Origin of the sequence: Anaerostipes sp. CAG:276 (assembly GCF_000432215.1) — a bacterium.
In the GTDB taxonomy this organism is placed as follows: domain Bacteria; phylum Bacillota; class Clostridia; order Lachnospirales; family Lachnospiraceae; genus Anaerostipes; species Anaerostipes caccae.
The window spans coordinates 60485-87142 of sequence record NZ_FR889198.1 but is presented as its reverse complement, the minus strand read 5'-3'; the positions used below and the strand labels follow the sequence as shown (position 1 = coordinate 87142).

Annotated in this window: 29 protein-coding genes; 7 read left to right on the top strand and 22 right to left on the bottom strand. The window is 42.6% G+C overall.

From position 1 onward, the window contains the following. The first annotated feature begins 392 nt into the window (after positions 1 to 392). The gene (locus QVP35_RS11715; RefSeq protein ID WP_006566904.1) at positions 393 to 1514 is read left to right on the top strand and encodes a LacI family DNA-binding transcriptional regulator; all 1122 of its coding nucleotides are present in this window, start codon (positions 393 to 395) and stop codon (positions 1512 to 1514) included. A gap of 88 nt (positions 1515 to 1602) precedes the next feature. Here QVP35_RS11715 and ilvC read toward each other — a convergent pair whose 3' ends face one another. The 8 genes from ilvC to QVP35_RS11675 all read right to left on the bottom strand — a co-directional run bounded on the left by ilvC (position 1603) and on the right by QVP35_RS11675 (position 11363). After that, the gene (ilvC, locus tag QVP35_RS11710; RefSeq protein WP_009289591.1) at positions 1603 to 2619 is read right to left on the bottom strand and encodes a ketol-acid reductoisomerase; all 1017 of its coding nucleotides are present in this window, start codon (positions 2617 to 2619) and stop codon (positions 1603 to 1605) included. 69 nt (positions 2620 to 2688) lie between these two features. Further along, positions 2689 to 3189, bottom strand: coding sequence for an acetolactate synthase small subunit (gene ilvN, locus QVP35_RS11705; protein WP_009289590.1), 501 nt, complete (start codon positions 3187 to 3189; stop codon positions 2689 to 2691). 66 nt (positions 3190 to 3255) lie between these two features. Next, entirely contained in the window at positions 3256 to 4530 is a 1275-nt protein-coding gene (locus QVP35_RS11700) for an LCP family protein (protein WP_022261179.1), read from the bottom strand. 135 nt (positions 4531 to 4665) lie between these two features. Next, positions 4666 to 5730: an LCP family protein gene (locus QVP35_RS11695; protein WP_006566900.1), complete on the bottom strand. Its 1065-nt coding sequence runs from the start codon at positions 5728 to 5730 to the stop codon at positions 4666 to 4668. Positions 5731 to 5805: 75 nt separating this feature from the next. Next, positions 5806 to 6729 (bottom strand): glycosyltransferase, encoded by a 924-nt coding sequence (locus tag QVP35_RS11690; protein ID WP_009289587.1) that lies wholly within the window; start codon positions 6727 to 6729, stop codon positions 5806 to 5808. Between the two features lie 17 nt (positions 6730 to 6746). Continuing rightward, positions 6747 to 9008, bottom strand: coding sequence for a DNA gyrase/topoisomerase IV subunit A (locus QVP35_RS11685; RefSeq protein WP_022261178.1), 2262 nt, complete (start codon positions 9006 to 9008; stop codon positions 6747 to 6749). A gap of 12 nt (positions 9009 to 9020) precedes the next feature. Continuing rightward, complete coding sequence (locus QVP35_RS11680) at positions 9021 to 10934, bottom strand: DNA gyrase/topoisomerase IV subunit B (RefSeq protein WP_009289585.1); 1914 nt, start codon at positions 10932 to 10934, stop codon at positions 9021 to 9023. 198 nt (positions 10935 to 11132) lie between these two features. Continuing rightward, on the bottom strand, positions 11133 to 11363 hold the full coding sequence (locus QVP35_RS11675; RefSeq protein WP_006566895.1) for an EAL domain-containing protein: 231 nt from the start codon (positions 11361 to 11363) through the stop codon (positions 11133 to 11135). A 200-nt stretch (positions 11364 to 11563) separates the two neighbouring features. On the opposite strand from QVP35_RS11675, the gene QVP35_RS11670 reads away from it, so the two are divergent. Beyond that, on the top strand, positions 11564 to 12223 hold the full coding sequence (locus QVP35_RS11670; RefSeq protein ID WP_006566894.1) for a hypothetical protein: 660 nt from the start codon (positions 11564 to 11566) through the stop codon (positions 12221 to 12223). Positions 12224 to 12274: 51 nt separating this feature from the next. Here the strand turns inward: QVP35_RS11670 and QVP35_RS11665 are convergent, their stop codons facing one another. Continuing rightward, a complete protein-coding gene (locus tag QVP35_RS11665; RefSeq protein ID WP_006566893.1) occupies positions 12275 to 12805 on the bottom strand; it encodes a VanZ family protein in 531 nt (176 codons plus the stop codon). A gap of 14 nt (positions 12806 to 12819) precedes the next feature. Beyond that, positions 12820 to 13008, bottom strand: coding sequence for a DUF6472 family protein (locus QVP35_RS11660; protein ID WP_006566892.1), 189 nt, complete (start codon positions 13006 to 13008; stop codon positions 12820 to 12822). Between the two features lie 116 nt (positions 13009 to 13124). Here QVP35_RS11660 and QVP35_RS11655 point away from each other — a divergent pair, with 116 nt between their 5' ends. Both QVP35_RS11655 and QVP35_RS11650 read left to right on the top strand, forming a co-directional pair. Beyond that, complete coding sequence (locus tag QVP35_RS11655; protein WP_006566891.1) at positions 13125 to 13253, top strand: hypothetical protein; 129 nt, start codon at positions 13125 to 13127, stop codon at positions 13251 to 13253. Between the two features lie 59 nt (positions 13254 to 13312). Beyond that, positions 13313 to 13519: a DUF378 domain-containing protein gene (locus QVP35_RS11650; protein ID WP_006566890.1), complete on the top strand. Its 207-nt coding sequence runs from the start codon at positions 13313 to 13315 to the stop codon at positions 13517 to 13519. 100 nt (positions 13520 to 13619) lie between these two features. On the opposite strand, the gene QVP35_RS11645 is transcribed toward QVP35_RS11650, so the two are convergent. From QVP35_RS11645 to QVP35_RS11635, 3 genes are all read right to left on the bottom strand, one after another. Continuing rightward, on the bottom strand, positions 13620 to 13835 hold the full coding sequence (locus tag QVP35_RS11645; protein WP_009289583.1) for a helix-turn-helix domain-containing protein: 216 nt from the start codon (positions 13833 to 13835) through the stop codon (positions 13620 to 13622). A gap of 77 nt (positions 13836 to 13912) precedes the next feature. Then, complete coding sequence (locus tag QVP35_RS11640; RefSeq protein WP_022261177.1) at positions 13913 to 14833, bottom strand: NYN domain-containing protein; 921 nt, start codon at positions 14831 to 14833, stop codon at positions 13913 to 13915. 22 nt (positions 14834 to 14855) lie between these two features. Next, positions 14856 to 15701: a hypothetical protein gene (locus QVP35_RS11635; RefSeq protein WP_009289581.1), complete on the bottom strand. Its 846-nt coding sequence runs from the start codon at positions 15699 to 15701 to the stop codon at positions 14856 to 14858. A gap of 184 nt (positions 15702 to 15885) precedes the next feature. Between QVP35_RS11635 and QVP35_RS11630 the strand changes: the two genes are divergently transcribed. Further along, positions 15886 to 16884: an SPL family radical SAM protein gene (locus QVP35_RS11630; RefSeq protein ID WP_009289580.1), complete on the top strand. Its 999-nt coding sequence runs from the start codon at positions 15886 to 15888 to the stop codon at positions 16882 to 16884. A 113-nt stretch (positions 16885 to 16997) separates the two neighbouring features. Here QVP35_RS11630 and QVP35_RS11625 read toward each other — a convergent pair whose 3' ends face one another. The 7 genes from QVP35_RS11625 to fliB all read right to left on the bottom strand — a co-directional run bounded on the left by QVP35_RS11625 (position 16998) and on the right by fliB (position 22718). Beyond that, positions 16998 to 17333, bottom strand: coding sequence for a diguanylate cyclase (locus tag QVP35_RS11625; protein ID WP_225103805.1), 336 nt, complete (start codon positions 17331 to 17333; stop codon positions 16998 to 17000). Positions 17334 to 17443: 110 nt separating this feature from the next. Beyond that, a complete protein-coding gene (locus tag QVP35_RS11620) occupies positions 17444 to 18154 on the bottom strand; it encodes a M20/M25/M40 family metallo-hydrolase (RefSeq protein WP_022261176.1) in 711 nt (236 codons plus the stop codon). Positions 18155 to 18176: 22 nt separating this feature from the next. After that, a complete protein-coding gene (locus tag QVP35_RS11615) occupies positions 18177 to 18554 on the bottom strand; it encodes a M20/M25/M40 family metallo-hydrolase (RefSeq protein WP_006566883.1) in 378 nt (125 codons plus the stop codon). 490 nt (positions 18555 to 19044) lie between these two features. Then, positions 19045 to 20907 (bottom strand): LPXTG-motif cell wall anchor domain protein, encoded by a 1863-nt coding sequence (locus tag QVP35_RS11610; protein ID WP_022261175.1) that lies wholly within the window; start codon positions 20905 to 20907, stop codon positions 19045 to 19047. A gap of 34 nt (positions 20908 to 20941) precedes the next feature. After that, on the bottom strand, positions 20942 to 21271 hold the full coding sequence (locus tag QVP35_RS11605; RefSeq protein ID WP_009289576.1) for a GGDEF domain-containing protein: 330 nt from the start codon (positions 21269 to 21271) through the stop codon (positions 20942 to 20944). A 56-nt stretch (positions 21272 to 21327) separates the two neighbouring features. Next, positions 21328 to 21615 (bottom strand): hypothetical protein, encoded by a 288-nt coding sequence (locus QVP35_RS11600; RefSeq protein ID WP_006566880.1) that lies wholly within the window; start codon positions 21613 to 21615, stop codon positions 21328 to 21330. Positions 21616 to 21632: 17 nt separating this feature from the next. After that, the gene (gene fliB, locus QVP35_RS11595; RefSeq protein ID WP_009289575.1) at positions 21633 to 22718 is read right to left on the bottom strand and encodes a flagellin lysine-N-methylase; all 1086 of its coding nucleotides are present in this window, start codon (positions 22716 to 22718) and stop codon (positions 21633 to 21635) included. Between the two features lie 159 nt (positions 22719 to 22877). On the opposite strand from fliB, the gene truA reads away from it, so the two are divergent. After that, positions 22878 to 23627, top strand: coding sequence for a tRNA pseudouridine(38-40) synthase TruA (truA, locus tag QVP35_RS11590; RefSeq protein WP_009289574.1), 750 nt, complete (start codon positions 22878 to 22880; stop codon positions 23625 to 23627). Between the two features lie 6 nt (positions 23628 to 23633). Here truA and QVP35_RS11585 read toward each other — a convergent pair whose 3' ends face one another. Next, positions 23634 to 25127 carry a L,D-transpeptidase gene (locus QVP35_RS11585; RefSeq protein WP_006566877.1) on the bottom strand — a complete coding sequence of 498 codons (1494 nt, stop codon included), beginning with the start codon at positions 25125 to 25127 and terminating at the stop codon, positions 23634 to 23636. A gap of 160 nt (positions 25128 to 25287) precedes the next feature. Here QVP35_RS11585 and QVP35_RS16640 point away from each other — a divergent pair, with 160 nt between their 5' ends. Beyond that, positions 25288 to 25464, top strand: a complete 177-nt coding sequence (locus QVP35_RS16640) for a DUF1540 domain-containing protein (RefSeq protein WP_006566876.1) — start codon at positions 25288 to 25290, stop codon at positions 25462 to 25464. Positions 25465 to 25643: 179 nt separating this feature from the next. On the opposite strand, the gene QVP35_RS11575 is transcribed toward QVP35_RS16640, so the two are convergent. Beyond that, complete coding sequence (locus tag QVP35_RS11575; RefSeq protein ID WP_022261174.1) at positions 25644 to 26654, bottom strand: flotillin family protein; 1011 nt, start codon at positions 26652 to 26654, stop codon at positions 25644 to 25646. Positions 26655 to 26658: the final 4 nt, after the last annotated feature.

Here is a 26658-nt window from a genome sequence, read left to right as displayed (position 1 = left end):
AAAAATTCAGGTAATTCATATGGTTTTAATTTTGAAAAATACTCGATTGTTTGGTTTAATGCAGCGATCGTGTCCGCTTTCTGGAAAGACAGTTTCCCGTCCCCTCTCAAATGAAAATCAGAAATTTGTATAATTCTCATAATTCTTAAACCTCCTTAGGAATCGTTGATTCACATGAATTGGTGTGTTATAATAAATTAAAATTTTAATAAAACATTCCGGAATTTTATTTAAATTTAACTTTTCTTTACTTAAATTTTAATCCAGACCCGTTAAATTATCAAATTATTTAAATTATTTTCAATAAACTTTGGAATAATATACAGTTTCAATTAAAATATTTTGTAGATATTATATAAAGCTCAATTAAAATTTTAATAAGGAGGACCGCCATGGCCAATAAAAAGAGTGTGACGATGAAAGATATTGCAAAGGATACGGACATTTCCGTTTCTGCTGTTTCCATGATCTTAAACCGAAGATCTGATGTCTCCTTCTCCAAAGAAACGGTGGCAAAAGTACTGGAGTCCGCAAAACGTCTGGGATATGAGTTAAGCCATGAGAAAAAAGACACTGCTCTCAGATCCCCCTCTTCTGCACAGATCAAAAAAGTAATCGCTGTTTTTTGCCCCAATATCTTCAACTCTTATTATGCAACGATTGCCCAGTCCATCGAGCAGTCCGCTTATAAAAAAGGATATAAGACCCTAATCTTTACTACGTTTCGCGAAGTAAAGAAAGAACACGAACTGGTCATGGATGCCATCCATATGAACGTGGAAGGAATCATATTCACCATGATACCCAACGATCCGGGATTTGTCGAAAAGGTTGCAAAACAGTTTCCTATTGTCGTGATCGGTGACAAGACTTCTTCCATCAACATCGATATTATTGAAACAAACAACTATACTGCAGGGGTTCTGGTAGCTGAACACCTGCACAGTTTAGGGCATCGGCATATCGCTTTCCTGACAACGACGATCACTCCTGACGTATCCCTGGCCATGCGGTATCAGCGGCTGAAGGCCATTCAGAATACTTATGCAAAATTATGCGCGAATGAGCCTTATGACGTCATCGTAAGAGAACAAAAGGTTGATTCTCAATATGAACGAAATCATTTGTCACTGGAATACGATGTGGGATATCAGCTGTGTATGGACTGCCTGGAAGACCGGGGCCTGTCCGGTATCACTGCTTTTGTCGGGAATAACGATATGGTTGCCTATGGTATCATGGATGCGGTTTTAAAGAAAGGATATAAGATTCCAAGAGATTTCAGCGTGTGCAGCTTTGACAATGATTTTCCTTCCGGTCTGCTTCCGGTCTCACTGACCACAGTGGAACATTATATGGAGGAGAAAGGACGGAAGGCTTTTGACACGATTTATCAAAAAATCCAGTGGAATGAAACTCCGGAGCAAAAAAGCCAATACTTTATCCGAATCGAGTACAAGCCTTATCTCATTGTCAGAGATTCGACCAACCGCGCAAGGCAGCAGAAGAGATAAACATAATAGAACGAACTTTCCCATAGTATCAGAAAAAACCGGAGTGCACATGCGCTCCGGTTTTATATGTAAGATCAATAATCAAATATTAGTTGTTGATCAGTTTGTCTTCATCAGACCAGCTGTATAAGCTTCTGATCTCTTCCCCGACAACTTCTGCCGGATGTTCGGAAGCTAACTTTCTCATAGCCTTGAAGTGAACCTGGCTTCCTGCTTCGGACATATCTACTAAGAAGTCTTTTGCGAAAGTTCCGTCCTGGATATCGGAAAGGATCTTCTTCATCGCTTTCTTTGTATCTTCTGTGATGATCTTCGGTCCTGTGATGTAGTCACCGTATTCTGCAGTGTTGGAGATAGAGTATCTCATTCCTGAGAATCCTGACTGGTAGATCAAATCTACGATCAGTTTCATCTCATGGATACACTCAAAGTATGCGTTTCTCGGATCATATCCTGCTTCTACTAATGTCTCGAAGCCGGCCTGCATCAGTGCACAAACACCGCCGCAGAGCACTGCCTGTTCTCCGAAGAGGTCTGTTTCTGTCTCTGTTCTGAAAGTAGTCTCAAGAACACCTGCTCTTGCTCCGCCGATCGCCAGTGCATATGCCAAAGCCATATCTAATGCTTTTCCTGTAGCATCCTGCTCTACAGCTACTAAACAAGGAACACCTTTTCCTTCTTCGTATTCGCTTCTTACAGTATGTCCAGGTCCTTTAGGCGCGATCATTGTTACGTCTACGTCTTTAGGAGGCACGATACATCCAAAATGAATGTTGAAGCCATGAGCGAACATGAGCATATTTCCTGCTTCTAAGTTCGGCTCGATATCATTTTTGTACATTGTAGCCTGCTTTTCATCGTTGATCAGAATCATGATGATGTCTGCTTTTTTTGCAGCCTCAGCAGCTGTATATACTTCAAATCCCTGTTCTTCTGCTCTCTTCCAGGATTTGCTTCCTTCATATAATCCGATGATAACATTGCATCCGGACTCTTTTGCGTTAAGGGCATGTGCATGTCCCTGACTTCCGTAACCGATCACCGCGATGGTCTTTCCGTCTAAAAGTGATAAGTTACAGTCTTCTTGATAATAAATCTTTGCCATTTTACATTCCTCCATTTTCTAGGCTTTATAAGTAAGGGGTATTCCCATACCTTTTAATTAAATGTGTGCCTATTTGACAAGTCTCGGCACGGATTCCCCGCGAGAAAGCCCGGTGAGTCCGGTTCTCACAAGTTCCAGAATATCAAAGCCTTCCAGAAGATTTATGAAAGCTTCAATTTTATTTACATTTCCGGTAAGCTCGATCATCAGTGAATCTTTTGACACGTCCACAACTTTGGCTCTGAAAATGTCGGCGATCGTGATGATCTCCTGCTTTTCAGACTTTCCTGTGCGGATTTTGACTAAGATAAGTTCTCTGCAGACAGAGGTCGGGTTTTCCAGTTCCACAAGCGTTATGACATCTTCAAGCTTGATCAGCTGATTCTTGATCTGTGCCAGAATGGTATCATCCCCGCTGACCGCGATCGTCATTCGTGAATACTTCTCATCCTGTGTCTTACAGGCTGTAATACTGTCAATATTATAGCCTCTGCGGCTGAACAGTCCGGATATACGGCTTAGTACCCCCGGATTGTTTTCCGCCACGATAGATAGTACGATCTGTTTCATAGACGACTTCATCCTCCTAACAATTCTATCAATTCTAATATTCAGTGTCAAGAAATCACTGAAAAACTATTCTTCTGCGTTTCCCTGACTTGTATTTTCTGGTTTCGCAGCCGTTGTGGCATGGGTAGTAGCCTGGGTCTGCTTTTCTGTTGTAGCTTGTGTAGCCGCTGTCGTAGCCGGTCTTTTGGTCGATGTGGAAGCCGGCCTGCTTGTGCCGCTCGTAGACGAAGTGGAGTAGCCGCTTCCCGCAGATCCTCCTGAGTTATTATATCCCGTATTTCCGGACGAGGTACTTCCGGATGAAGTATTCGATACCCCCGAATATCCGAAGGTCTCCACACCGCTCAATCCGCCGTACTCCTTGGCAAAGGCCTCGTCAGATCCGTCTCCCGCCTTTCCGTCTCCGAAGATAAAGTAGTTCATGGCAGCTTTGTTTGCATTGAAATTTATGAAGAAGACAAACATGTTATGCTGTGCCCTTCCCATCTTATAGGAACCTTCGATCGGTATTCTCATCTGGTCGATATCTGTCGTGCCCATCTTGATCACAGATGCCGCCAGACCTTTGATGTAGTCAGCATCCATGTCGGTGGAAACATCGCTTAATACCTTCAAAGCAATATCCAGAATCTTTGTGAGACTCTGGCCTTTGACTTTATCAAAGGTAGCCTGCATAACTGCCCTCTGGCGGCCGGTACGGCCGAAATCCCCATCTCCGTATTTCTTAGATACCACATAGCGTATCCTGGAATAGCCGAGAGCCTGGTTTCCGTTCAGGGTATGTTTTCCTGCTTTTACATTGCGGTATTTTTTCTTGGAAATATAATTGGTCGTATTCAGGTACTGTGCCTCTTTTTCTTCGAGGTCGATCTCGATACCGCCCACTTCATTGATTACTTTTTCAAAAGTGTCGAAATCTACGACACAGTATTTATCGATCTTGATTCCAAAGTTCTTCGCAATGGTCTGATAAAGCAGCTCCACTCCTCCATATGCATATGCAGAATTCAGCTTATCCCTTCCGTGTCCAGGGATCTCTACATAGATATCTCTCATAATGGAAGTAAGCTTCAGTTCTTTTGTCTTAAAATTAATCGTTGCGATCATCGAAGAATCGGACCGCCCGGCCGCTTCTTCGTCGGATCTCCGGTCAGAACCGACCAGCAGGATATTCACAACATCCTCATCAAACTTCACATCACCTACATCTACACTTCCTAAATCACCGGTCTTATTGATGGCAGCTTCAAGCCTGGCATCATAATATCCAAGAACTCCTCCCGCCGCAACGGATATTACTAAAAATATGCCCAAAATGATTTTATATGTCTTCAGCGTCATGCTACTCCTCCTGAATTGCTATTTATTAGTCTACAATTATAGCACATTATATCAGAAAACAACAGACAGTTTCTTAATTAAACCTGAAGATTTTACAATGTTTGTGCCGTTTCGACTTTATGTAAGCGTGAAAAACTATCTCTTATAGCTTCCGGGGGAACTCTCTGAAGCATCCTCTGAATCCGGTTTTGCAGGATAGCCGTAAGTCTCTATATTCTGATATCCGCCGAATTTGGATGCGAAATCCTCTTCTTTTCCTTTGCTGAAGATAAAATGCTCCATCGCCGCCTTATTTGCATCAAAATTAATGAAGAAGACAAACATGCCGCTCTGTGCCCGGCCCTGCATGTAAGTGCCCTCGATCGGAATCCTCATCTGCTGGACCTTCGGAACTCCGAACTGAACCACAGAAGTCACAAGGCCTTTGATATAACTTGCATTCATATCGGTGGACACGTCGTCCAGTGCATTAAACCCGATATCCAGAATCTTCATCGGATTCTGCCTGATGATCTTTTTATAAGTGGCTTCCAGGACCGCTCTCTGACGGCCGGTACGGCCGAATTCGCCGTCTCCGTACCTGCTGTTTGACACATAACGGATTCTGGAATAACCGAGAGCCTGGTTCCCGTTCAGGATATGCTTTCCTGCTTTTACATTGCGGTATTTCTTCTTGGAAATGTAATTGGTCGTATTCAGATAGTCTGCCTCTTTCTCTTCCAGATCAATCTCGATGCCTCCCACCTCATTGATCACTTTCTCAAAGGTTGAAAAGTCTACGACACAGTATTTGTCGATCTTTATATCAAAATTTTGGGCAATGGTTTTGTAGAGCAGATCCACTCCGCCGAAAGAATATGCTGAATTCAGCTTGTTTCTTCCGTGTCCCGGAATATCCACATACATATCCCTCATCAGGGAAGTAAGCTTTAATTCTTTTGTCTTCATATTGATGGTGGCAATCATAGATGAATCTGATCTTCCCGCCTCAGTCTCATCGGATCTGCGGTCAGAGCCGACCAGCAGGATATTAACTACATCATTATCAAATTTAACGTCGTCTCCCACATCTACTTTGCTTAAGTTTCCCTTCGGCGTCACCGAAGCCTCTAATTTCGCATCATAGTATCCAAGAACTCCTCCTATGGAAAGAGCAATTACAAGGAAGACAGCCATAACAATTTTAAATTTCTTTCCCATTTCCTTATCCTCCAAACGTATGTCTGTAATTTTATCTATTGTAACAGAAAACTAAACCAGAAATGTTAAGAAAATCTAAAGCTTTTCATACGAATCCCAGTAAGAACGGTTCATCGTGAGTTTCAGAATAAGGCTTTTGGGAAATTTTTTATAGTTTCTGCCCAGTTTATAGCCTATGAATTTACACGCCGTATCCGCCATAAATTTAGGAATCTTAAAGAATCTTCCGGTAAACAGCAGATGTTTCAGCATGTGAAGGACCATCTTCATCCCCTCCGATTCAGAGGAGACTTCAAGAAACAGCCCTCCGTAGGATACCTGTGAGACTGCCAGATCAAAATTCCTGTGAAGCTGCTCAAAACAGCGGTAGTTATGCCAGTGCCATACAGCGGCATCTGCCTGGTATGCAATGGCTTTATCTGCCCCGATCAGCCTGGAAGCCATAATCATGTCCTCATTAAAGATTGTTTTGTGAATGAATCCGCCCATGGCTTCATAATCTTTTTTTCTGTATGCACTACACACATTGGAGCAGAAAAATGTCTTGATCCCAAGCTTTGGCAGATCGGCTTTTGTCTTTATGGAACTCTCCGGAGGATAGTTAAAAATCCTCGTATAATACTCCAGATAATTGTCCTCCGGGTCCGCCATCTGACGTCCATAAGCGGCTCCCACACGTGGGTCCTCAAAAGCCTTCAGCAGATTTTCCACCATATATTTGTCTCCGGGCACCGCGTCATCGGTCATAAACGCAATGATCTCCGCATCTGAAAGGGAAGCTCCGTAATCCCTCGTGGCTCCGTGATCAAACTCTTCTTTTTTTATATGCTTCACTACTACATTCGGGTACTGCTCTGTAAGATGATCCGGAAAGTATTTCTCCTCCGTATTGATCAGAAAAATCGTACCGAATGGAACCGTCTGTCTGGACAGGCGCCGGAGAGATTCAAAAAGCTTCTCCCCTGGTTTATAAGTTGGAATCACAAGATCAATTGTCATCTCTTCTCTCCTTTTTCTCAGCGCCGGATTTTAGAACCCTTTGTATCCCGTTTCGCAAGCTTCAGTTTATTGAAATCCAGACGTTTTCCTTTGTAGTCCATGGATGTAATGCCGTCAGCCTCCATGAGATAAGTATGAAGCAGTATGTCATCCTTATTCAGTTTAATGCCTCTTACACCTACTGCTCCTTTTTTCTTTTCCGGAACTTCTTCCAGTGAAAACCGCAGGAAAACACCCTCCTTAGTTTCTAATATTACCATATCCGGTTTTATCAGGCCACCTTCTGTTTTCAGTGGCTTTACCGAGAGGAGTGCGTCTCCGTCCGACAGTTTTGTTGCTGATACTGTTCTCTTTGTCACCTGAAATTCTGTTCCCGAAACAATCTTTAACATTCCCTGTTCCGTGGCAAAGAAAAGGCTGTCATGTGTCATTGCCTCTGCTGCCAGGACTGCGATGATTGCCTCGTCAGAGCTGTCATAGTTGCCCAGATTATCGATCGGTGTACCCTTATCTTTATATTTTCCCGCCGGTATATCCAGCACTTTGATCTGATGCATAACGCCGGTGTCCGTAAAAATACAGATCTTATCTGTGTTCATACAAGGGACAATATATTTATAATCCCTGGATGCATTCTCCTGGTTTCTCTGGTAAGTAGCCTTGTCGAAGGTCTTTGCATAGCCAAACCGGTCCATGACAAAATAAACCTGCTCCTCCTTCAGCGGTTCTTCTTCAAAAACTGCCTCGGCTCCGTCCTCTACCACCGTTCTTCTCTCTCGCTGATATTCTTTTTTAATCTTCATAAGATCCTGTTTCATAACACGCTGCATGGATGCCGGATTGTGAAGGATATCTTCATATTCAGCTATTTTGGCAACGATCTCTTCATATTCTTCTCTGAGAGCCAGGATTTCTAATCCGATCAGCTTTCCGAGGCGCAGGTCCAGGATCGCTTCTGCCTGTTTCTCTGTGAAAGACAGCTTGCAGGCTTCGATCATGGATTCAGATGATTTGAATCTGATATTCCCCACTTCGCCTTTGGTAAGACACGCTTTCGCCTCTTTTAAATTTTTGCTCCCCCTCAGTATCTCAATGATCAGATCGATCATATCGCAGGCCTTGATCAGACCTTCTTTGACTTCCCGCTGGTCATAGAGCTTAGACAGCAGGGTTTGATACTTTCTCTTTACAAGTCCGTAATGAAATTCTGTGTGGTGCGCTATGATATCCCGAAGGCTCAGCGTCTCCGGACGGCCGTCAACGATGGCCAGCATATTTACGCCGAAGGTATCCTCAAGCTTTGTTTTCTTATACAAAAGATTCTTCAGGCGTTCGATGTCTGTCCCTTTCTTCAGTTCCAGGACAATACGGATTCCCTCCTTGGAGGATTCGTTGGAAATATCAGCGATATCCGTCGTTTTCTTAGATTCCACGAGGTTTACCACATCAGAAAGAAATTTCCCGATATTGGCGCCGATCATCGTATATGGAATCTCTGTGATAACCAGCTTATCCTTTTCCCCGCGCTTCTTTCCAGGCTCAAAGACCACCTTTCCCCGGAGTTTCAGTTTTCCGCTGCCTTCGGTATAAATTGTTTTTATATCCTTTTTGTTGACCACCAGGCCTCCCGTAGGAAAATCCGGTCCCTGGATATAGGTAAGCAGATCTTCATTGGCAACTGATTCGTCTTCCAAATACGCGATCATGGCATCGACCACTTCCCCCAGATTATGGGGCGGAATGCTGGTAGTCATACCGACGGCAATTCCCTCGGCACCGTTGATCAGAAGGTTCGGTACTCTGACCGGAAGCACTTCCGGTTCTTTCTCCGTCTCATCGAAATTGGATATAAAATCCACTACATTTTTATCCAGATCCGCAAGATAGACCTCCTGAGTAAATTTTTTAAGCCTTGCCTCCGTGTAACGCATGGCCGCGGCTCCGTCACCTTCGATGGAACCAAAATTTCCATGTCCGTCCACTAAAGGCATACCCTTTTTAAATTCCTGTTCCATGACCACCAGAGACTCATAGATAGAGCTGTCACCGTGAGGGTGATATTTACCCATCGTGTCTCCAACGATTCTCGCAGATTTTCTGTGCGGCCTGTCATGCCTCAGATTAAGCTCGTCCATGGCATACAGGACGCGCCGCTGTACGGGCTTTAAACCGTCCCGAATGTCGGGAAGGGCACGCGCACAAATAACGCTCATGGCATAGTCGATATACGACTTCTGCATAACCTCAGAAAATTCTGCCCTAATGATATGTTCTGCCATCTCTCTCCCTTTCTATATATCCAACATCGCATCCTCTGCGTTATCATAAATAAACTGCCTTCTCGGCGGAACCTCACTGCCCATCAGCATAGAGGTTACATCGGATGCCATTCTGGCATCTTCGATCTCTATCTGCTTTAATGTCCTCGTCTCCGGGTCCAGCGTCGTCTCCCAAAGCTGGCTGGCGTCCATCTCTCCAAGTCCTTTGTACCGCTGGAGAGTAAACGGACCCTTATGGGCAGCCTTATATTTCTCCAGCGCAGTATCATCGAACAAATAAGTTTCTTTCCCCTTCTTAGGAATTGCCTTATATAGAGGAGGCGTTGCCAGATAGACGTGTCCATGGGTAATCAGCTCCGGCATAAACCGGTAGAAAAATGTCAGCAGCAAGGTGGCAATATGTGCCCCGTCCACATCGGCATCGGTCATAATCACAATTTTTTGATACCTCAGTTTCTCAATGTCAAAATCATTTCCGTAGCCTTCTGAAAATCCGCATCCAAAAGTATTAATCATCGTTTTAATCTCTGCATTCGCCAGGACCTTGTCCATGGTAGCCTTCTCGACATTCAGGATCTTTCCCCTGATTGGCAGTATCGCCTGAGTCCGGCGGTTTCTGGCAGTTTTAGCAGATCCTCCTGCCGAATCTCCCTCGACGATAAAAATTTCACACTCTTCCGGCTTCCGGCTTTCGCAGTTGGACAGCTTTCCGTTACTGTCAATGGAGAGTTTCTGTCTCACAAGAAGGTTTGTCTTCGCTTTTTCTTCAGCCTTTCGGATCTTTGCGGATTTCTCCGCACAGGCAAGGACTTTTTTTAAGGTATCCAGGTTTTTATCAAAAAATAATACCGTCTCATCCCCGGTAATTTCACCGACCACTTTATTAGCATCAGGGTTGTCCAATTTTGTCTTCGTCTGCCCTTCAAACCTTGGTTCCGGATGTTTTACGGAAATGATGGCGGTCATGCCGTTTCTCACATCTGCCCCTGTAAAGTTTGTGTCTTTTTCCTTTAATATACCCAGTTCCCTGGCATACTGGTTCATCACTGCTGTAAATTTGGACTTAAATCCTGTGATATGGGTACCGCCCTCCGTGGTATAAATGTTATTGCAGAAGCCTAAAATATTCTCTCCGAAATCTTCCGTATACTGGAAGGCGATCTCCGCTTCGATTCCGTTGATCTCCCTCTTATAATAGACTGGATCATGCAGTACATGTTTGCCGTCATTCAGTTTCTTTACATAGGCACAGATTCCCTCAGGCTCGTGATATAAGACTTCCGTCTCTTCTCCTGAACGTTCATTTATATAATGGATCTTTAATTCCGGATTCAGATAAGCCGTCTCATGGAGACGGTTGCGGATCATAGCGGCTTTAAAATAGGTCTTGTCAAAAATCTCCGGATCAGGAAGAAACCGGATCTTTGTTCCGGTCTCCGACTTTCTGCAGCTTCCGATCACCCTCAGCGGTTCTGTAACCTTCCCTCTTTCAAAACATTCTTCATAAATGTTTCCGTCCTGTTTAACCGTCACTTTAAGCCATGTAGAGAGGGCGTTGACCACAGATGCCCCCACACCGTGCAGTCCTCCCGAAATTTTATATCCCCCGTCTCCGAATTTCCCTCCGGCATGCAGCATGGTAAACACCATCTCAACCGCTGAAAGACCAGTCTGTTCATTGATTCCGACAGGAATGCCCCTGCCATTGTCTTCGATCACTGCTGTCCCGTCGTCTTTTAATGTTACCGTAATTTCATCGCAGTGTCCCGCAAGAAATTCATCCACCGAGTTATCTACGATCTCATAGATCAAATGGTTAAGCCCCTTTGTCGAAACACTTCCTATATACATTCCGGGCCGCTTCCTGACTGCCTCCAGCCCTTCCAGTACGGAAATACTGTTTGCGTCATAGTTTTGACTGCTCATTTTCTATATTCTCCTCCCAATATGATCAGGACTATCCTGCAGCCCTGTCATAGAAACGTCTTCTTTTATACAATCTAAAATATTATATACATTTTGAACAAGAACTTCAAGTAGATATCCTGCAGCAGTCATAGTGTGCAGTATTCTATCGCTTTTCATGCAAAAGGCTGTTATGCTTAGTCCGCATAACAGCCCTGATTACAATTCTTTTCCTGATAAATAGTCTATGAACTCCTGCTCCGGCATCGGACGTCCGTACAGATATCCCTGGGCATGACGGCATCCCAGCTTCTTAAGCATCTGTGCCTGTTCCCTTGTCTCCACCCCCTCTGCGATGACTTGAAGTTCAAGGGCATCTGCCAGTCTTATTACAAACTCCACGACTTTCTGACGCCGCCGGTTATTTTCAGTCTGCCGCAGAAATTTCAAATAAGACAGGCTATACCGGCATACACAGGCGAAAGATTATGTCTGAACTGCGCAGACTGATCGAGGAACTCCGGTCATGAAAATGTTATGGGAAACATTCTGTTCTTCGATTCTATTCGGCATTTATTGACACATTTCCTTCTAACCTTTATAATGAGACGAGTATTCATTATAAACAAACAGGATTGGGGAAATGAATTATGAAGAAAAATACGAAATTGATGACCTTGGTTATAGCAGCCTTATTGGCGGCAACTCTGCTGACCGGATGCGGCACAAAAAAAGCTCCGGATGCAGATAAATCCATGGATGCTTTTTATCAGCTGATCGTATGCCATAAAGCAGATGCCATGACAGATCTGGGCATTGACTCTGCAGAAGTCAGTGATACCCTGAACGTATACAAAGAGTCTACGATTTCATCACTGAAAGACAGTTTCAAATCTGCGGGCATCACACTGACAACAAAAGACGCTGAAAATATTTATGATGCACTCTCCCAGGCTTTGTCCAGTCTTGATTATGAAGTATCCGTAAAAAAACAGGAAAAGAAAGAGGCTGTTGTTACTGTAAAATCACAGTATATTGATTACTTATCTGTATTCAAGGACGCCAAGAAAAAAACAGTAGACGCGTTAAAGCCTCAGCACATCGAGACGAAAGAAGATGCTCAGAAACTTTTGATCAAAAACGTGGCAAAAGGTTTTAAAAGTATGAAACCCTCTTCCGACATGAAGACAAAGACGTTTACACTGACTAAACAGAATATCAAAAGCGGTGAAGACACAGTTACCCTGTACTTCCCGAAAGATTCCAAACAGCTTGGATCTGATCTGATCAATCTCGTCACAGGGAGATAAGGGATTTTCAAAAGTTTATCTGCCGCCGCCGCAAAAATTTCACCCCGGATATCAGAAAACTCTGACATCCGGGGTATTTTTTTGTCGGACATTTCTACGCTTATTCTTTATTTTTTTTAATACAAAACCTGCCAGCATACAAAAGCAGATGCCGGTCAGAGCACCCGAACTGTCGATCATGACATCTTTTATCTGACAACTTCTTCCCGGCACAAAATACTGGTGCAGTTCATCTGTCACGGCATAGAAAGAACAAAACGCTAATGCCGCACCCAGAAGATGAGCCTTTTTCTTTACATCAATCCCCAAGGCCCGGCACACAAGCACTCCGAGCAGTGCATATTCCAGGAAGTGGGCTGTCTTCCTCACATAGTGGTCCATGACAGACAGCATATCATAAAGGCTGTTTCCGAATCCTCCCGCTTCTGCCGGGGATATCCCGACCAGTTTCGAAATCCACTGGGTAACTCCCATACTCATCTGCTCTGACGCATCTGCCGTCTTCGCAGAAAATAAAAAAATCACCGCCATCATCAAAATGACCATTGTCCAGGATATCACGCGATTTCTTTTTATCTTCATATATCTGTCCCTGTTTAAATTTGTTTTCTGACAATACTATATTCATCATTTAATTGAAAATACGGACAGCTATAATTTGAATATGTCATAAACCGCATCAGTTCATCTTCGTCAAGGTTTACATCACATACATAGGAACCGCACATTTCGTCATACACATAATTTATACAAGACTCACAGTTGCTTTTCTGTTTTCCCGCCATAAAATCCCTCCTATCCTAATCTAAATCCGTATTCGTAGTTTCTGTCTTTATTATACTGTATAATCCGGACTTTTTGCAAACATACTAAGAAAACTAAAAAGAAAGGAGTGATCGCAATGCACGAATCCAACTGCCACAGGCATAAACAGCAGGAACCAAAAGAGGCAAAAAAAGAACGTCCGCACATCGTGGAACCTCTGCCCGAGTCTGAACGTCCGAGAAAAGACGGTCCCGGAGGAGATTAAACAACCCATGCATAATATTTCTAAGACTGGGAAGATTATTAATAGAAAAGGAGGTTGCTATGGGAAGTAAAACATTAGATTATATAGCACTGACAATTACAATTATAGGTGCGGTCAACTGGGGCCTGATTGGCTTCTTCCGGTTTGATTTAGTAGCTTTTCTCTTCGGCAGCATGACGATGCTCTCAAGGATCGTCTATGATCTGGTCGGCATCTGCGGACTTTATCTTTTAACCTTTTACGGCCGCTGTGGAAGAGATCTCTAATACCAATGATCCTCATATTCGTTTGATAAAAGACTGCTGCAAAACCCGGGATTCTGTTATTTTTGACAGAATCATTGATGTACGTTTTGCAGCAGTCTCTTTAATTGGAATTCACCTGTATAGCCGGCCGAAAGTCAAACAGACGGTAAGGACTGATTCTCATGACTCCCGCCAGCTTTTCGATTTCCTCCAGTGTGGGACTTACCAGTCCTCTTTCAATATCATAGATATGCATATGGCTGATGCCCGTATATTTTTCAAGGTTCCTCAAACTGTAACCCTGTTCTTCCCTGATTTCCCATAAAAAAATTCTCATATTTAAAATACCTCGTTTGGTTTGTATATTGATCTGCTTTCGTATTTCTATTAGAAAATTTTTCTGCCTTTGCGGTATTATTTTTTTAAAAACGTTACTTTTGTAATATTATTTTTGTTCTCCAGCTGCATACCCGGGATGCTCCGCACATAAGAGCTGAACCGATTGTATCCAAAATCCTGTACTTTAAAGTTCTCATATTCTGCATATATTTTGTTTGCAAGATCAGACAGATCAAGTCCCTTTTTTCCTGTGTTTTTCACCAATGCCGTTACATAGTGGTCCAGCTGTTCTTTCATGTCAATATCTTCTCTCAGAGAAACAGTGACAATATTGCCATCCTTAATCAGTCTGAAATGATCGAATTCTTCCAGAAATTTAGAGAGCAGACTGTATCCGTAGCTCCTCACGTCAAAGTCCGGATATCTCTTTAACAGCCTTGTCCCGATCTCTCCCAGCGTCGTCTCTTTATCGCTGTTCTGATTGTCTGTGATGATAGAATGGATCGCTGCCTCGATATCCCTGCGGCCAATCGGCTTGCTTTCCTTTTCCTCTTTGTCCTCGATCAGGAGTTCCAGGTTTGTAAAAACATCACATGCTTTACGGAAAGCCGGGGGAGTCTTCCCCTCACCCATACCGATCACAGTAAGCCCTGTCTCTCTGATCCTGCTGGCAAGCCTCGTAAAATCACTGTCACTGGAGACGATACAAAAGCCGTCCACCCGGTTGGCGTAAAGGATATCCATGGCATCGATGATCATTGCAGAATCTGTCGCATTTTTCCCCTGTGTATAAGAAAACTGCTGGATGGGTGTGATGGAATTGGCCAGCAGCTCCTCTTTCCAGCTGGCATGAAGCGTACTTGTCCAGTCACCGTAGATTCTCTTGTATGTAATATTGCCGTACTGTGACAGCTCGTCCAAAATCGGCTTGATATATTTTGCTGATATGTTGTCAGCGTCAATTAAAAGTGCAAATCTTTTTTCCTTATTTTCCATACTTATATTTGTTTCTCCCTTTTTAGTAGTACCGTTTTATATACTGCAGTGCCATATAATCCATGATCCGGATCGTGAGCAGTTTCCCCCGTTTCATGATCGTTTCCACATTCTGCCGGCTTTTCTTTGCAGTCACCGCAATGCTGCTGGAAACATTTTTAAGAATGACGGCTTCTTCTCCTTCCTTTTTTTCGCCTGTAATGAAGATCGGTTCCTGGACATAAACGTTTTTCTTCCAGGAGATCGTCTGTTCCGGCACTTTTGCGATCTTATCCACCATCTGTTTCGCAGGTCCGAAATTTTCCTTCAGTGTCAGCAGCCTGAGGCCATGATTTTCAAATCGTATCCATGTCCTGTTCTCAACAAACGGGTACAGGATCTCTGCGATCAGCTGGAGACGGTTCTGGATCGAATTCTGTGCACTCAGCATGTCCTTGGAAACATTCAGAAGATAGTTTGCCATACCGTCTTCTCTTGAAGAATGGATCCGCAGCCTCTGTGTCTTCTTCTTTGACACAGTCTTTAAAGCCTCTTCCGCCCGGTCATAGGCCGTTCCCTGCTGCTGGGCAGAGGTCCCATCCTCCATACGCACTGTCCACTCGCCGATCCCGATCCCTCCGGTGACGGCGACCGGATAACACATGATCTCGAAAAGCCGGAAATAGGAGGCTGCGGACAGTGAAGATGTAAACAGACCCTGAAGTTCATCATGCCTTCCGAAGATTACCGGAAATATCATGCTGTCCACAAAAAGGCTGTTCAGCTGCTCTGCCACTTTGGTCAGATAAATCTGAAGATTCTGCTCCTCTTCGGGCTCATACCTCATTCTCTTTTTTATATGTATCATCAACGCTGAATATTCATCCAATTTATAACTCCCATCATTTTACATGCAAACAAATTTGTTTGCATTTATTATAACATAATAAATCTGTTTAAACTAGAAAATTTTCTTGCATTTCCAATGAAATCCTTACCAAAAATCAGACAGCAATCAATATATCTCATTTTTTTCAGAAATACTAATACAAATATGAAAAGGAGAACTGCTTATGAAACTATTTACCGCCGTATATCATGAACCGGGAATCTTTGATTATCCCCTCGGCCGGAAATTAAAAAAAGATTTTGCGGATCTGCCCTGGCATGAGATCAAAAGCCATAACCGGATCGAAGAGATGACCCAAAGGCCCAACAGCGATTTTCCAAAAATGAAACGTTTTCTGATTATCGGCACAAGAAAGACTCACCGATATACAGAAAACCATAAGATATCCGATTATCTGGTTCCGTTCACTTCGTCCGGATGTACTGCCATGTGCCTTTATTGTTATTTGGTATGCAATTACAATAAATGCGCCTATTTAAGGCTTTTCGTAAATCGGGAAGACATGATGGAACGGCTGATAAAGAATTCAAAAAAAGGAGCTGTACCCCAGACTTTTGAGATAGGCTCCAACAGTGATCTTGTTTTAGAAAATATGATAACAAACAATCTGGAATGGGTCATCCCTGCTTTCGCCCGTGAGGGGAGAGGACAGATTACATTTCCCACCAAATTTGCGTCTGTAAAACCTTTGCTCGGCCTTGACCATCAGGGAAAGAGCATTTTTCGAATGAGCGTCAATCCTCAGGAAATCATAGACCATATCGAACTTGGGACCTCCCCGCTTCATCAGAGAATCCAGGCAGTCAACGACATGTGTGAGGCCGGTTATCCCGTAGGAATACTGATCGCTCCCATCATCCTGAATGATGGCTGGAAAGAAAAATACATGAATTTGATCGATCAGCTGGCCGACGGTCTTACCGAAAAGGCCAAGAAGTCAATGACAATAGAGATGATTTTTATGACTTACAGCTTTGTGCAGAATGCTATTAACAAAGAGGCATTTCCGGAGGCTCCTGACCTCTACGACAATCAGTCTATGTCCGGAGGCGGAAGAGGAAAATACCGCTACCGGAAGGAACTGCGGCTGGAGGCAGAGCCGGTGCTGACAGACTATGTGAGGCTGCGCCTTCCGGAAGCAAGACTGGTCTATGTCTGCTGAGACATCTCCCCTGTCTTTAATTTTACACAGTTTCTTCCGCAGCATTTTGCTTCATAGAGGGCACTGTCTGCCAGAGTAATAAATTCTTTGAATGGAGTCTCAGCGGACGGGCATTATTTATAGACCCCTATACTGACTGTGACAGGACTGCTGTCCGGCCCGTCGCTGATGTATCCGCCGGACTCTGCGGACCGGCGCATATGTTCTGCTATTTCTTCTGCCGCCTCAGCGTCCTGCCCAAATAAGAATATAAGAAATTCTTCACCGCCATAACGGATCAGGCTTCCTGACCTGTTCTGCACTTCCTTCTTCAGGAAGCCTGCGAAAGTTCTCAGGCACTGGTCCTCGGATATATGCCCAAACCGATCATTATATTGTTTTGGCTTAAAATTTTTATCTAATTTTTGATTATCCGCATAAACATTATACTTTACAGTACTTTGAAGTATAAAAAAGCACTCATTTTACCACGATTGAACGAGCCTTGATATGACAGAAAAAAGAGAGGGATACTGCACAAAAAACGTGTGTCTCCCTTTTAATTTTATTGTTTTCTAACTTATTTCCAGTCCATAGCCACACATGCATATACCGCCGTTTCGATTGGTAAAACTTGTTCGTTAAAACATACTTTCGGATTATGATGTGCATAGATATTATCTAAATCAACCTTAGCTCCTATCATAAAATAAGAAGATGGTACTTTATTTGCAAACACTGCAAAATCATCAAAACCAGTTGTGTGTAACCCGGATACCATGTTAAATTCACCATTCATGGACCTTATTGCCTTAGCAATTTCAGTATTTCTTTTTTCATCACAGCAGAGTACGGGTATATCTGCTAGGACATCTACTTTACTTTCTGCATGAAAAGCATGGGAAATATTATCAACAATTTCTTTAATTCTCGTAATTAAATACTGTTTTATTTTATTATCGAATGTGCGAAGTGTTCCCTGTAAAATAGCTGTTTCTGGAATAACATTATTTACCGTTCCAGAGTTAAATTGACCAATTGTTAATGTTACTTCTTGGCTTGGAGAACACTCACGTGCGATTAGCTCCTGCAATGCTTGGTAAATATGAACCCCAACGTTGATAGGGTCTATTCCGTTCTGGGGCATAGCACCATGCGTACCCTTTCCTATTATCGTTATTTTAAATCCAAAGACAGATGTCCCTGTCATAGTTCCATAAGCAATTGTTCCTGCAGGAATAACGGACGCTACATGAGTTGCAAAAGCTGAGTCTACTTTAGGATTTTCCATTACACCCTCAGCAATCACTGCGTTAGCACCCTAATTCCTTTTCGTGTTTTTTTAATATTTTGGCGGCTCCTAACAAAGCGGTCGTATGCATATCATGTCCGCAAGCGTGCATATTACCATTTTGCGAAACAAAAGACAATTTACTTTCTTCATTCATAAGAAGCCCGTCCATATCTGCTCTAAGAAGTAAGCATTTATCCCCAGAGCCCATATAGCCAATAATACAATTTCCATTGACTTTTGTTTCAAATGGAATATCCCATTCTGCTAATTTTTTCTTCACAAAAGAAACTGTTTTAGAAAGTTCAAGTCCCAATTCAGGTGTTTTGTGAAGTTCTCTACGCCATTCTATAAGTTCATTATACATTTCTTTGCTTTCAGCATAAATTGAAGAATACATATTCTCACTCTCTTTCTTAAAATTCTTACGATAATTATTTTACTCTTTTTTCATAAATTTATCTTGAAGTATAATTTTATGCCTGTTATGGTATATACATTATAACTGAAAGGGAATTAAAACATGGGAATACATCATTTAGTAGAAAATTCTTTATGGCGATGCCCCCTTTTTTTAGTAAAGATTACATAGTTTTTTAGTTCTGTGGATGCCATACGCGGACTAAAAAACTTTTTTTATTGTAACGTTTTCATGTTACTTTTTCTATTATTTTAAAGAATAAAAGCGAAAGGAGATAGAAAGCAATGTTAATGAAGTGGAAAATTTCGATATTTTTATGAAAGCTATCATAATCTTGAATTATTATTGACCTAAGTACTTTTTAATGGCAGTAATCAAGTCGACTGTTCATTTCTTCAAATAAGATGATATCCTGAAAAAATGAAGCAGAATCGCATTTCATGCAATTCTGCTCCATTTTTAAGTCATTTTAACCGTGTTGTTTTTTATCTCTTTTAACGCCAAAGAAAGCAATCGATGCACCAAGCATCAGTGCGATCATTAGTCCGATATGATTGTTATCCCCTGTTTTAGGGGCGTGAGAATTGGAGAATTCTTGATTAGAATTTCCGTCGTTTTCGTTATCTGTCGGAGATGTCTCAGGCTTATAATTAGGATCAGCTTTTCCGCACACGGTACATTTTCCGTTTTCATATTTGTGCCCCAGAGCTTTTCGGCTTGTTTTTTCTTTGGAAATTTCCTGGGTTAAAGCTTTGTCAGAAAAGTATTTATCACAAAAACTGCAGTACCAGTATTCAATGTTTCCGTCGGTGTCACAGGTAGGCTCCTTAGCTTCAACGTGTACTGCGTTGTGTACTTTTTCTGTAATACCAGTGCCTTCGATTGTTCCATTTCCTGTGGTGGTATCTGGAATTGTCAGTTCACCGTTGTTTGAAATGAAGCCATTGTTTTTAAGGCTTGTATCGGGGGAAACAGTTAATGCAGCATCAGAGTAGATATTTACTTTTCCCTGTTCGGTAATGATGAGGGCACCTTCCCCTTTTACCGTAATTTTTCCTTGGATGTCTAAGGCGCCTGCAATTTCTAAAGTTGCGTCTTTTGCTATTTCAAAAGTAATATTTTTATCAGAACCAATTTCTATGTCGTTTATCTTTAAATTCTTCTCAATAAGTACTGTATCCTGATCGTTTACTTGTATATTTCCATTTGTTTTTTGAGCGAAAAACTGTTCAAATGCTACGTCAGACTGAGGCATGAATGTAATGCTTCCGTCTTCGTTGTACATATATTTATAGTCGCTGTAATCGGCGGGACGAACATTTGCAGGAGTATCACTCCAGATCCAATAGTTTACCGCAGGCTGTCCAGCTGGAAGTAAAATTGGTGTGGCAGCAACATCAATGACCACTAGATTGTTTGTACCTAACTGAAAAGTATTATTTTTAAAGTCTATAGGTTGTCCAATACTTCCCTTTGCCTGGATATAGTGTTCAAATTTATCGTTTTTGATCGTATTCCCTGTGAAATTTGCCTGTGTCTGTAAATAAATAGATCCGGCATTATCAAGCATATTGTTTTTTACGACAATCTGATTGTTGGAAGCGGCTGAAGTAGTAATTGTTGTGGCTTCCCCGGCAGAGCCTCCGGTAGGTCCATTTGCCACGCTGTAAACGCTATTTATGAATTCGCAGTTTTCAATTAGAAAATTACCACTTACATTTGCAAGCATTGTGCGGAATGCCCCGTTGAATTCGTTATTTGTAAAAGTAATACTTCCGGCGTCGTTTTGTTCGTTAACGTATAGACCGTAAGACCATTCAGGTGCGTCTGTTGTCGTTCCATTATTATTTGGGGTATTGATGAAGCGGCAATGATTGATTTTAATAGTTGCACTGTTGCCACTTACTGTCACAGCGCTTCCGCTGGATCTTTTTGTTACGGAATAATGGATCGTAACATTTTCGAGATTAATCGAAGTACTGTCTCCATTTCCAATTGTTAAAAGCTTGCCATTTGTATTTGTTTCATTCGGTTTTAAAGTAAGATTCGTAAGTGTTCCTGCCTTTACGGTTGACGCACCTGAAATCGTGTACTTGCTGGCACCATCAACAGTGATATTTTTGTTAAAGATTACATCTTCTGTCACATCAGAAAGTAGTGTAACAGTACTGTTCTCCGGTGCGGCATCAACAGCTTCTTTCAATGTTGCATATGTTTTCCCATTCACTTTGGCCACGACATTTTCCGCTGGCTCAGCGGCAAAAGACATCTTCGGGAAACAACATGCCGCAAACAATAGGCTTAGTCCCATTGCAAAGATTTTCTTTTTCATAATTGCAATCCTCCATAAAACTAAATATCATTGTTTACATAGTATCATAAAAAAAATAGACAGGGCTACATTTACTTAAGAAGTAGTTTATTGAATCTATATCAATCATCATACATGCAATGTTTCCGTGCTTCTCTTGTACGCTTTGAAACTGTTCTCTCAGGGAAGTTTCAAGATAACTGCGGTTAAAAAGTCCAGTCAGACGGTCACGGATTACCTGTTGATTCAACTTCTGATTGATCTCGGCGATTTTCTGATACTGTTCTCCGATAATAATACGGTCATATTCTGACAAGACACGATTCCGATAGAGAATGATTGAAATTCCAATACAAAGAACCGTAATAAAAAAGCTGTTCGTCATATTATTAAAGCTCTGATCCGCCCCATAAGGATCAGGAAAGTACGGGAGAAGATCATTCAGTAATGTTCCATGATCTTTCGCCTGAAAACTGCCTTCACTGCCAGACTGAGCACTGTTAAAATGATCAGCAGGATATACATACAGAAATATGCGGTCCTTCTTGGTTTCATAAAAACGCCTCCCGGAAGAGTCGATATTGAATAGAGCATTAAGATCTGACATCCCAGAATAAGCAGCTGAAAAATCGTATGAGTTTTAAAAATATTGGCGGTCATGTTCTGTTCAATTTGAATCCGGTAAGCAGGATCTGCCGGAAACCCCAGATATTTTTTTATCTTATTCATAAATTCTCCCTGTCTCTTCAGATTAAATATGAACTTCCGAACACTGCGGATACCATATCTGACAGTCTCTGTGTGTCAAACATATCTGAAAACAAAAGTTCTTCATTGACCGCTTCCATATTTTCTTCCGAGTATTCGATTTCTTTTGAGTACAGACGGGCAATTTCCAATGACGTCAGGCTTTCCTCTCGTGAAACCGCTGCCTCTGTCCCCCGGACAACCAAACAGCTGAAAACCGCAAATTTAACCTTATCCAAAAGCTGAAAGTCATAGACGGATTTCAGAAAATACCGGTATATAAAATACACTATCAAATGTTCATAAAAGATTCCGTCAAAATCTGAAAAACAAATGTCTCTCTCCCGAAACATGAAAGATGCCTGGCTTAAAGCCTGCTTCCACTCGGGGGTGAGAATCTCCAGATCCAGGAGAAATTCCAGACATTCCGTGAACCATTCTCTCAGACCGGTCCGCGGCTTTTGTACTCTTTCTTTCGTCTCCCATTTATGTATATGCAGATACATGGCCTCCATATCATCGCGAATGTAATCTTCCTGAAAGACCGCTGCCGCCGACAGCGTCTGCCGCAAACGTCTCTCCAGAGTCTGCTCCCTGTCCTGAAGCAGACGGATGATCCAGTCTCTTGCCAGCGTAAGCGGCTCCAGCCAGGGCTCCTCTTCTTCCGTTTTTTCATCCAAATTTTCATCAAGAAACCGGACCTTTTTCTTGTTGGTCAAAATCAGTCTTGCCGCCTCTTCGCACACGAGTCCCAGTCCCGCTTCCTGCCGGCTGCCATAAACTTCATAGAACCGTGGATGGTCTGTACAGATCTGGCAGAGGAAATCTTCTCCCAGATGTATATAAATATCGCATAAATTCTTTTGATTTAAAAAAGGACATCTTCCCTCCTCCATGAGAAAATGATGAGGACGGGAAGAGCTGACAGATCTCATGAGACGGTCTCCGAATGATCCTTTCACGAGGGTGTACTTTTCATAGGTCTCATCGTTCACAGTGATATCCCATCCCGCGCAGCAGCTGTCTGTGCAGTCAGAACCTATACATTTAAATTTGTCATAATAATCCGGTATCCGAAACTTCATCTCTCCTCCTGATATTTTCTGTCCTCTATTATATCATAAATTCCCTGCGCATCTGTACACAGCCTGCAGCAGAAACTATGATTTGTATTTTTTGGCATCTTCCCCTATAATGGAGTCCAGCAGATTTAAAAAAATCCCGCACAAAAAGGAGTACAGGAAATGATGAAACGAAATATCCGTCTGAAGATAGAATATGACGGCACCCGCTATCAAGGCTGGCAGAAACTTGGCAAAAATGCAAACGCCAGCACGATCCAGGGAAAATTGGAGTCAGTTCTCTCAAAAATGACCGGGGAATCCATCCAGATTATCGGTTCCGGCCGCACAGATGCCGGCGTACACGCCTGCGGACAAATCGCCAACTTCCATACAGACTGCAGCTTCTCCTGCCGGGAGATCAAAGAATACCTCACGAAATATCTGCCTTCCGATATCGGTATTGTGACGGCAGATGAAGTCTCAGAGCGCTTCCACAGCCGGCTGAATGCAAAACAAAAGACATATCAGTACCGTATTGCCATTCCCGGCACTGTGAATGTTTTTGAAAGAAAATATTTGTGGAAATATCCGGAAACACTGAACATAGAAAAAATGAACAAGGCAGCCGCCTTCTGTCTCGGCACCCACGACTTTTTAGGATTCTCTTCCGTCAAAAAGACAAAGAAATCAACGGTGAGAACAATCTATTCTATTGTGATTGAAGAAGAACACAGCGAAATCCGCCTCAGTTTCACCGGCGACGGCTTCCTTTATAATATGGTCCGGATTCTGACCGGAACACTGGCTGAGATCGGTGCAGGAAGCAGAGACCCGGAGTCTATTTTTCATGTATTTCAGTCAAAAGACCGGAAAGATGCGGGCATCACCGCCCCGCCCCAGGGCCTGTTCCTGATGAATGTGGAGTATTAAGACCTCTTAGTAGTGGATAAACACCGGATCTCCGCTCTCCACAAGCTTATATATGGCCGCGGCATCTGAGAGCTGAAGGTTTACACACCCGTGGGAACCGGTCACTTTATATCTGCCTGGAGACCACAGACCCCAGTCGCTCCTCTTGCTCCAGTGATATCCGGTTCCGGTCCACATGATCCTGACCCAATACTTGGTGTCTACACTGTAATCTGCACCAACCAGGGTTTTGGTCAGCCGTTTTTCTTTCACATAGTATGTTCCGGTCCTTGTGATGCGGTCAGGAGTCGGTTTTCCCGTAATACAGTTTGCAGAAAATACTCTCTTGCCGTTTTTATATACAAATACTTCCTGAGCGGAGAGATCCACCTCACTGTAATTTTTATGATCCCAGTCATTTTGAGGATTTTGATAATCTTTCCGATAGGCCTTATTAAAATAAACAGGTTTTAAATTTACGGTCATAGCTTTCTGATTTTTATCCGACGGATCTTTTTGGTAAGTCTCCATCAGTTTCTTTGACGGTGCTTTTTTCAGCAGTTTCAGGACTCTGGCGATCTCCTTGTCGTAATCAATCCTCCATCCGTAGTCTCCGCCTTCTACTTTTATTTTCTTGCCTGAATGCGTGGTGAATTTTCTGGCAATCCCTACGGTTTTATATTTAAGACAGAATTTTTCCACCCAGTCTTCCACGGCAGATTTGTCAAGCTTCACCGTACGTTTTTTTGTATTGACCCTGATACAGTCTTTCAAAACCTCAGGTGTCATCGTCTCCTTTGTATCGTTTCCCATATCCCATTGAATCCAGTGCAGCAAATACTGATTATATGTCTCCTGCATCCTGGTAAGTTCAGAGTCATCGATTCTTAACCCCGGTTCTTTATATACACCGGGATATGTTTTCTGGTCCGTCAGATCCATAGAAGTTTTCAGTTCCTTTATGGCTTCCGATAACCGTCTCACAAAGGCCTTCTGATCCAAAATATTTCCTTCTATTTCTTTTTTCAGCACGCCATACTTTTTCTCTTTAGAGTATTCTATTGCCGCATCTTCGGGCTTCGTCAGCTTATAGCCGTCATCCCCGGTCACCAAAACCGATTTTTTTACAAGACCTGAGAGCTTCTTCTCTGAAAAATCAATCGTATCTTTTAAATTTTTCTGTTCCTTCTTCATAAAAGAAAAAATGACACTCTGTTTATGCTGCTTTTGATACAGTTCTTTCACCGAATCCAAAGACTTTACTTTTAAGCCGATATCCCTGCCTTTGATCGTTAAAGTTCCCTTTTCTCTCCCTTTTACGGTAATGCTGTATCGGTCTGCAGTCTCTTTGAGCTCATCCAGAGACTCTTCATAGGTCATTCCCGATACTTTGAGGCCGTCGATACTGCTTCCCGGATACCACCGGTCTTTATAATAAATATGTACTGCTGTGAGTGCTGCGATGACGGCCACCGCCGCTGCACCCATGATATATAAATATTTTTGTTTTATTTTTGCCATATTTTTCTCCTGTTTCTAAGCTGCTTTTCCCTTTTATGGCCTGTTTTTTCCTGCCATGTATAAGGATAACGAACATTTTATTTAGTGTCAACATGTGATGTATCCTTTTTCAGATTACGGAGATACTAAAGTTGTATCATAAATTGAAAGGAGCCTTGTTATGAAATCAAATGGAAAAAACGATTGTATCGAGTGTACAATTAATAACTGTGCCTACCATGCAGGTGATGTTGACTATTGTACTTTAGAGACAATCAAAATCGGAACTCATGAGCCTAATCCGACAACAAAAGAATGCACTGACTGTGAATCTTTCGCAAACAAATCAGGATGCTAAAGTAATACCATCCACCAACTCATTTTCTTTATTCCTTTAAGTTCGGAAACAGCAGAAATTTTTGGTTAAAAATTTCTGCTGTTTTTATTAATCTGATACTTGCCAGAGCAAAGAAAACGAGAGCCTGCCTGATTTTCCATAAAAGGAAATATTCGAACAAACTCTCTCCTGTCAGTTTCTCAGTTATCTTCTGGTTCGCTTCTTACTTCTTCCATACTGTCAGAGTCATTTTCACTATCTTTTTGAACTCCAACAGCGGCTACTTTTCCGCCGATAACGCCTGCCAGCAGGGACTTAATGTCAAGTCCCATGGACTTCTGCAGTCCCTGATCAACCTGGGCAACAGATTTCACGATATCTTCCGTCAATTTAGCCGAATTCCCGTCTCCGTACATAACGATGGAATCAACCTTGGATAACGGTTCGGCAACGATCCTTGCAACTTCCGGATAAGCTTTAAAGTACATTTCAAGAATTGCAGCCTCACCCATTTTCGCCATGGCCTCTGCTTTCTTTTCAATACCCGCTGCTTCCGCGAGCGCTTTTGCCTGGATTGCAGATGCCTCCGCTTCACCCTTTGCCCGAACTCCGGCAGCCTCCTGTTCGGCCTCATAAGCTTCCGCATCCTTCTTGCGTTCATAAAGATCTGCTTCGGCTTCCTGTTCTCTCGTGAATCGGTCGACCTCAGCCTTTTTGCGGACTTCGGCATCCAATGCCTTCTCCCTGACATCTACTTCTCTCGTTTTTAACTCGACTTCCCGCTCCTGCTTTGCGATATTAGCATTGGCATTGGCAATTTCCAACTGTTTTCGCTGCTCCTGCTCCTCGATCTTATAAATGGCATCTGCTTCTGCCTTCTTCAGATCCGCTTCCTTTTTAAGTTCTGCTTTGCGGATTTCCAACTGGTTATTTTTGATTGCAATTTCTGTCTCTGAGGCAACCCTTGCATCATTGGCCTCTTTATCGGCCTGTGCCTTGGCAACTTCAACTTCTTTTTTAGATTCTGCCCTGGCAATAGCGGCTGATTTTTTAATCTTTGATATGTTGTCGATACCAAGATTTTCAATGACTTCATTGTTATCGACAAAATTTTGAACATTAAAACTGATGATTTCAAGGCCCATAGCTCCCAGATCCGGAACGGCATTGTCTTTTACTTTCTCTGCAAATTTCTGGCGGTCAGAAACCATTTCT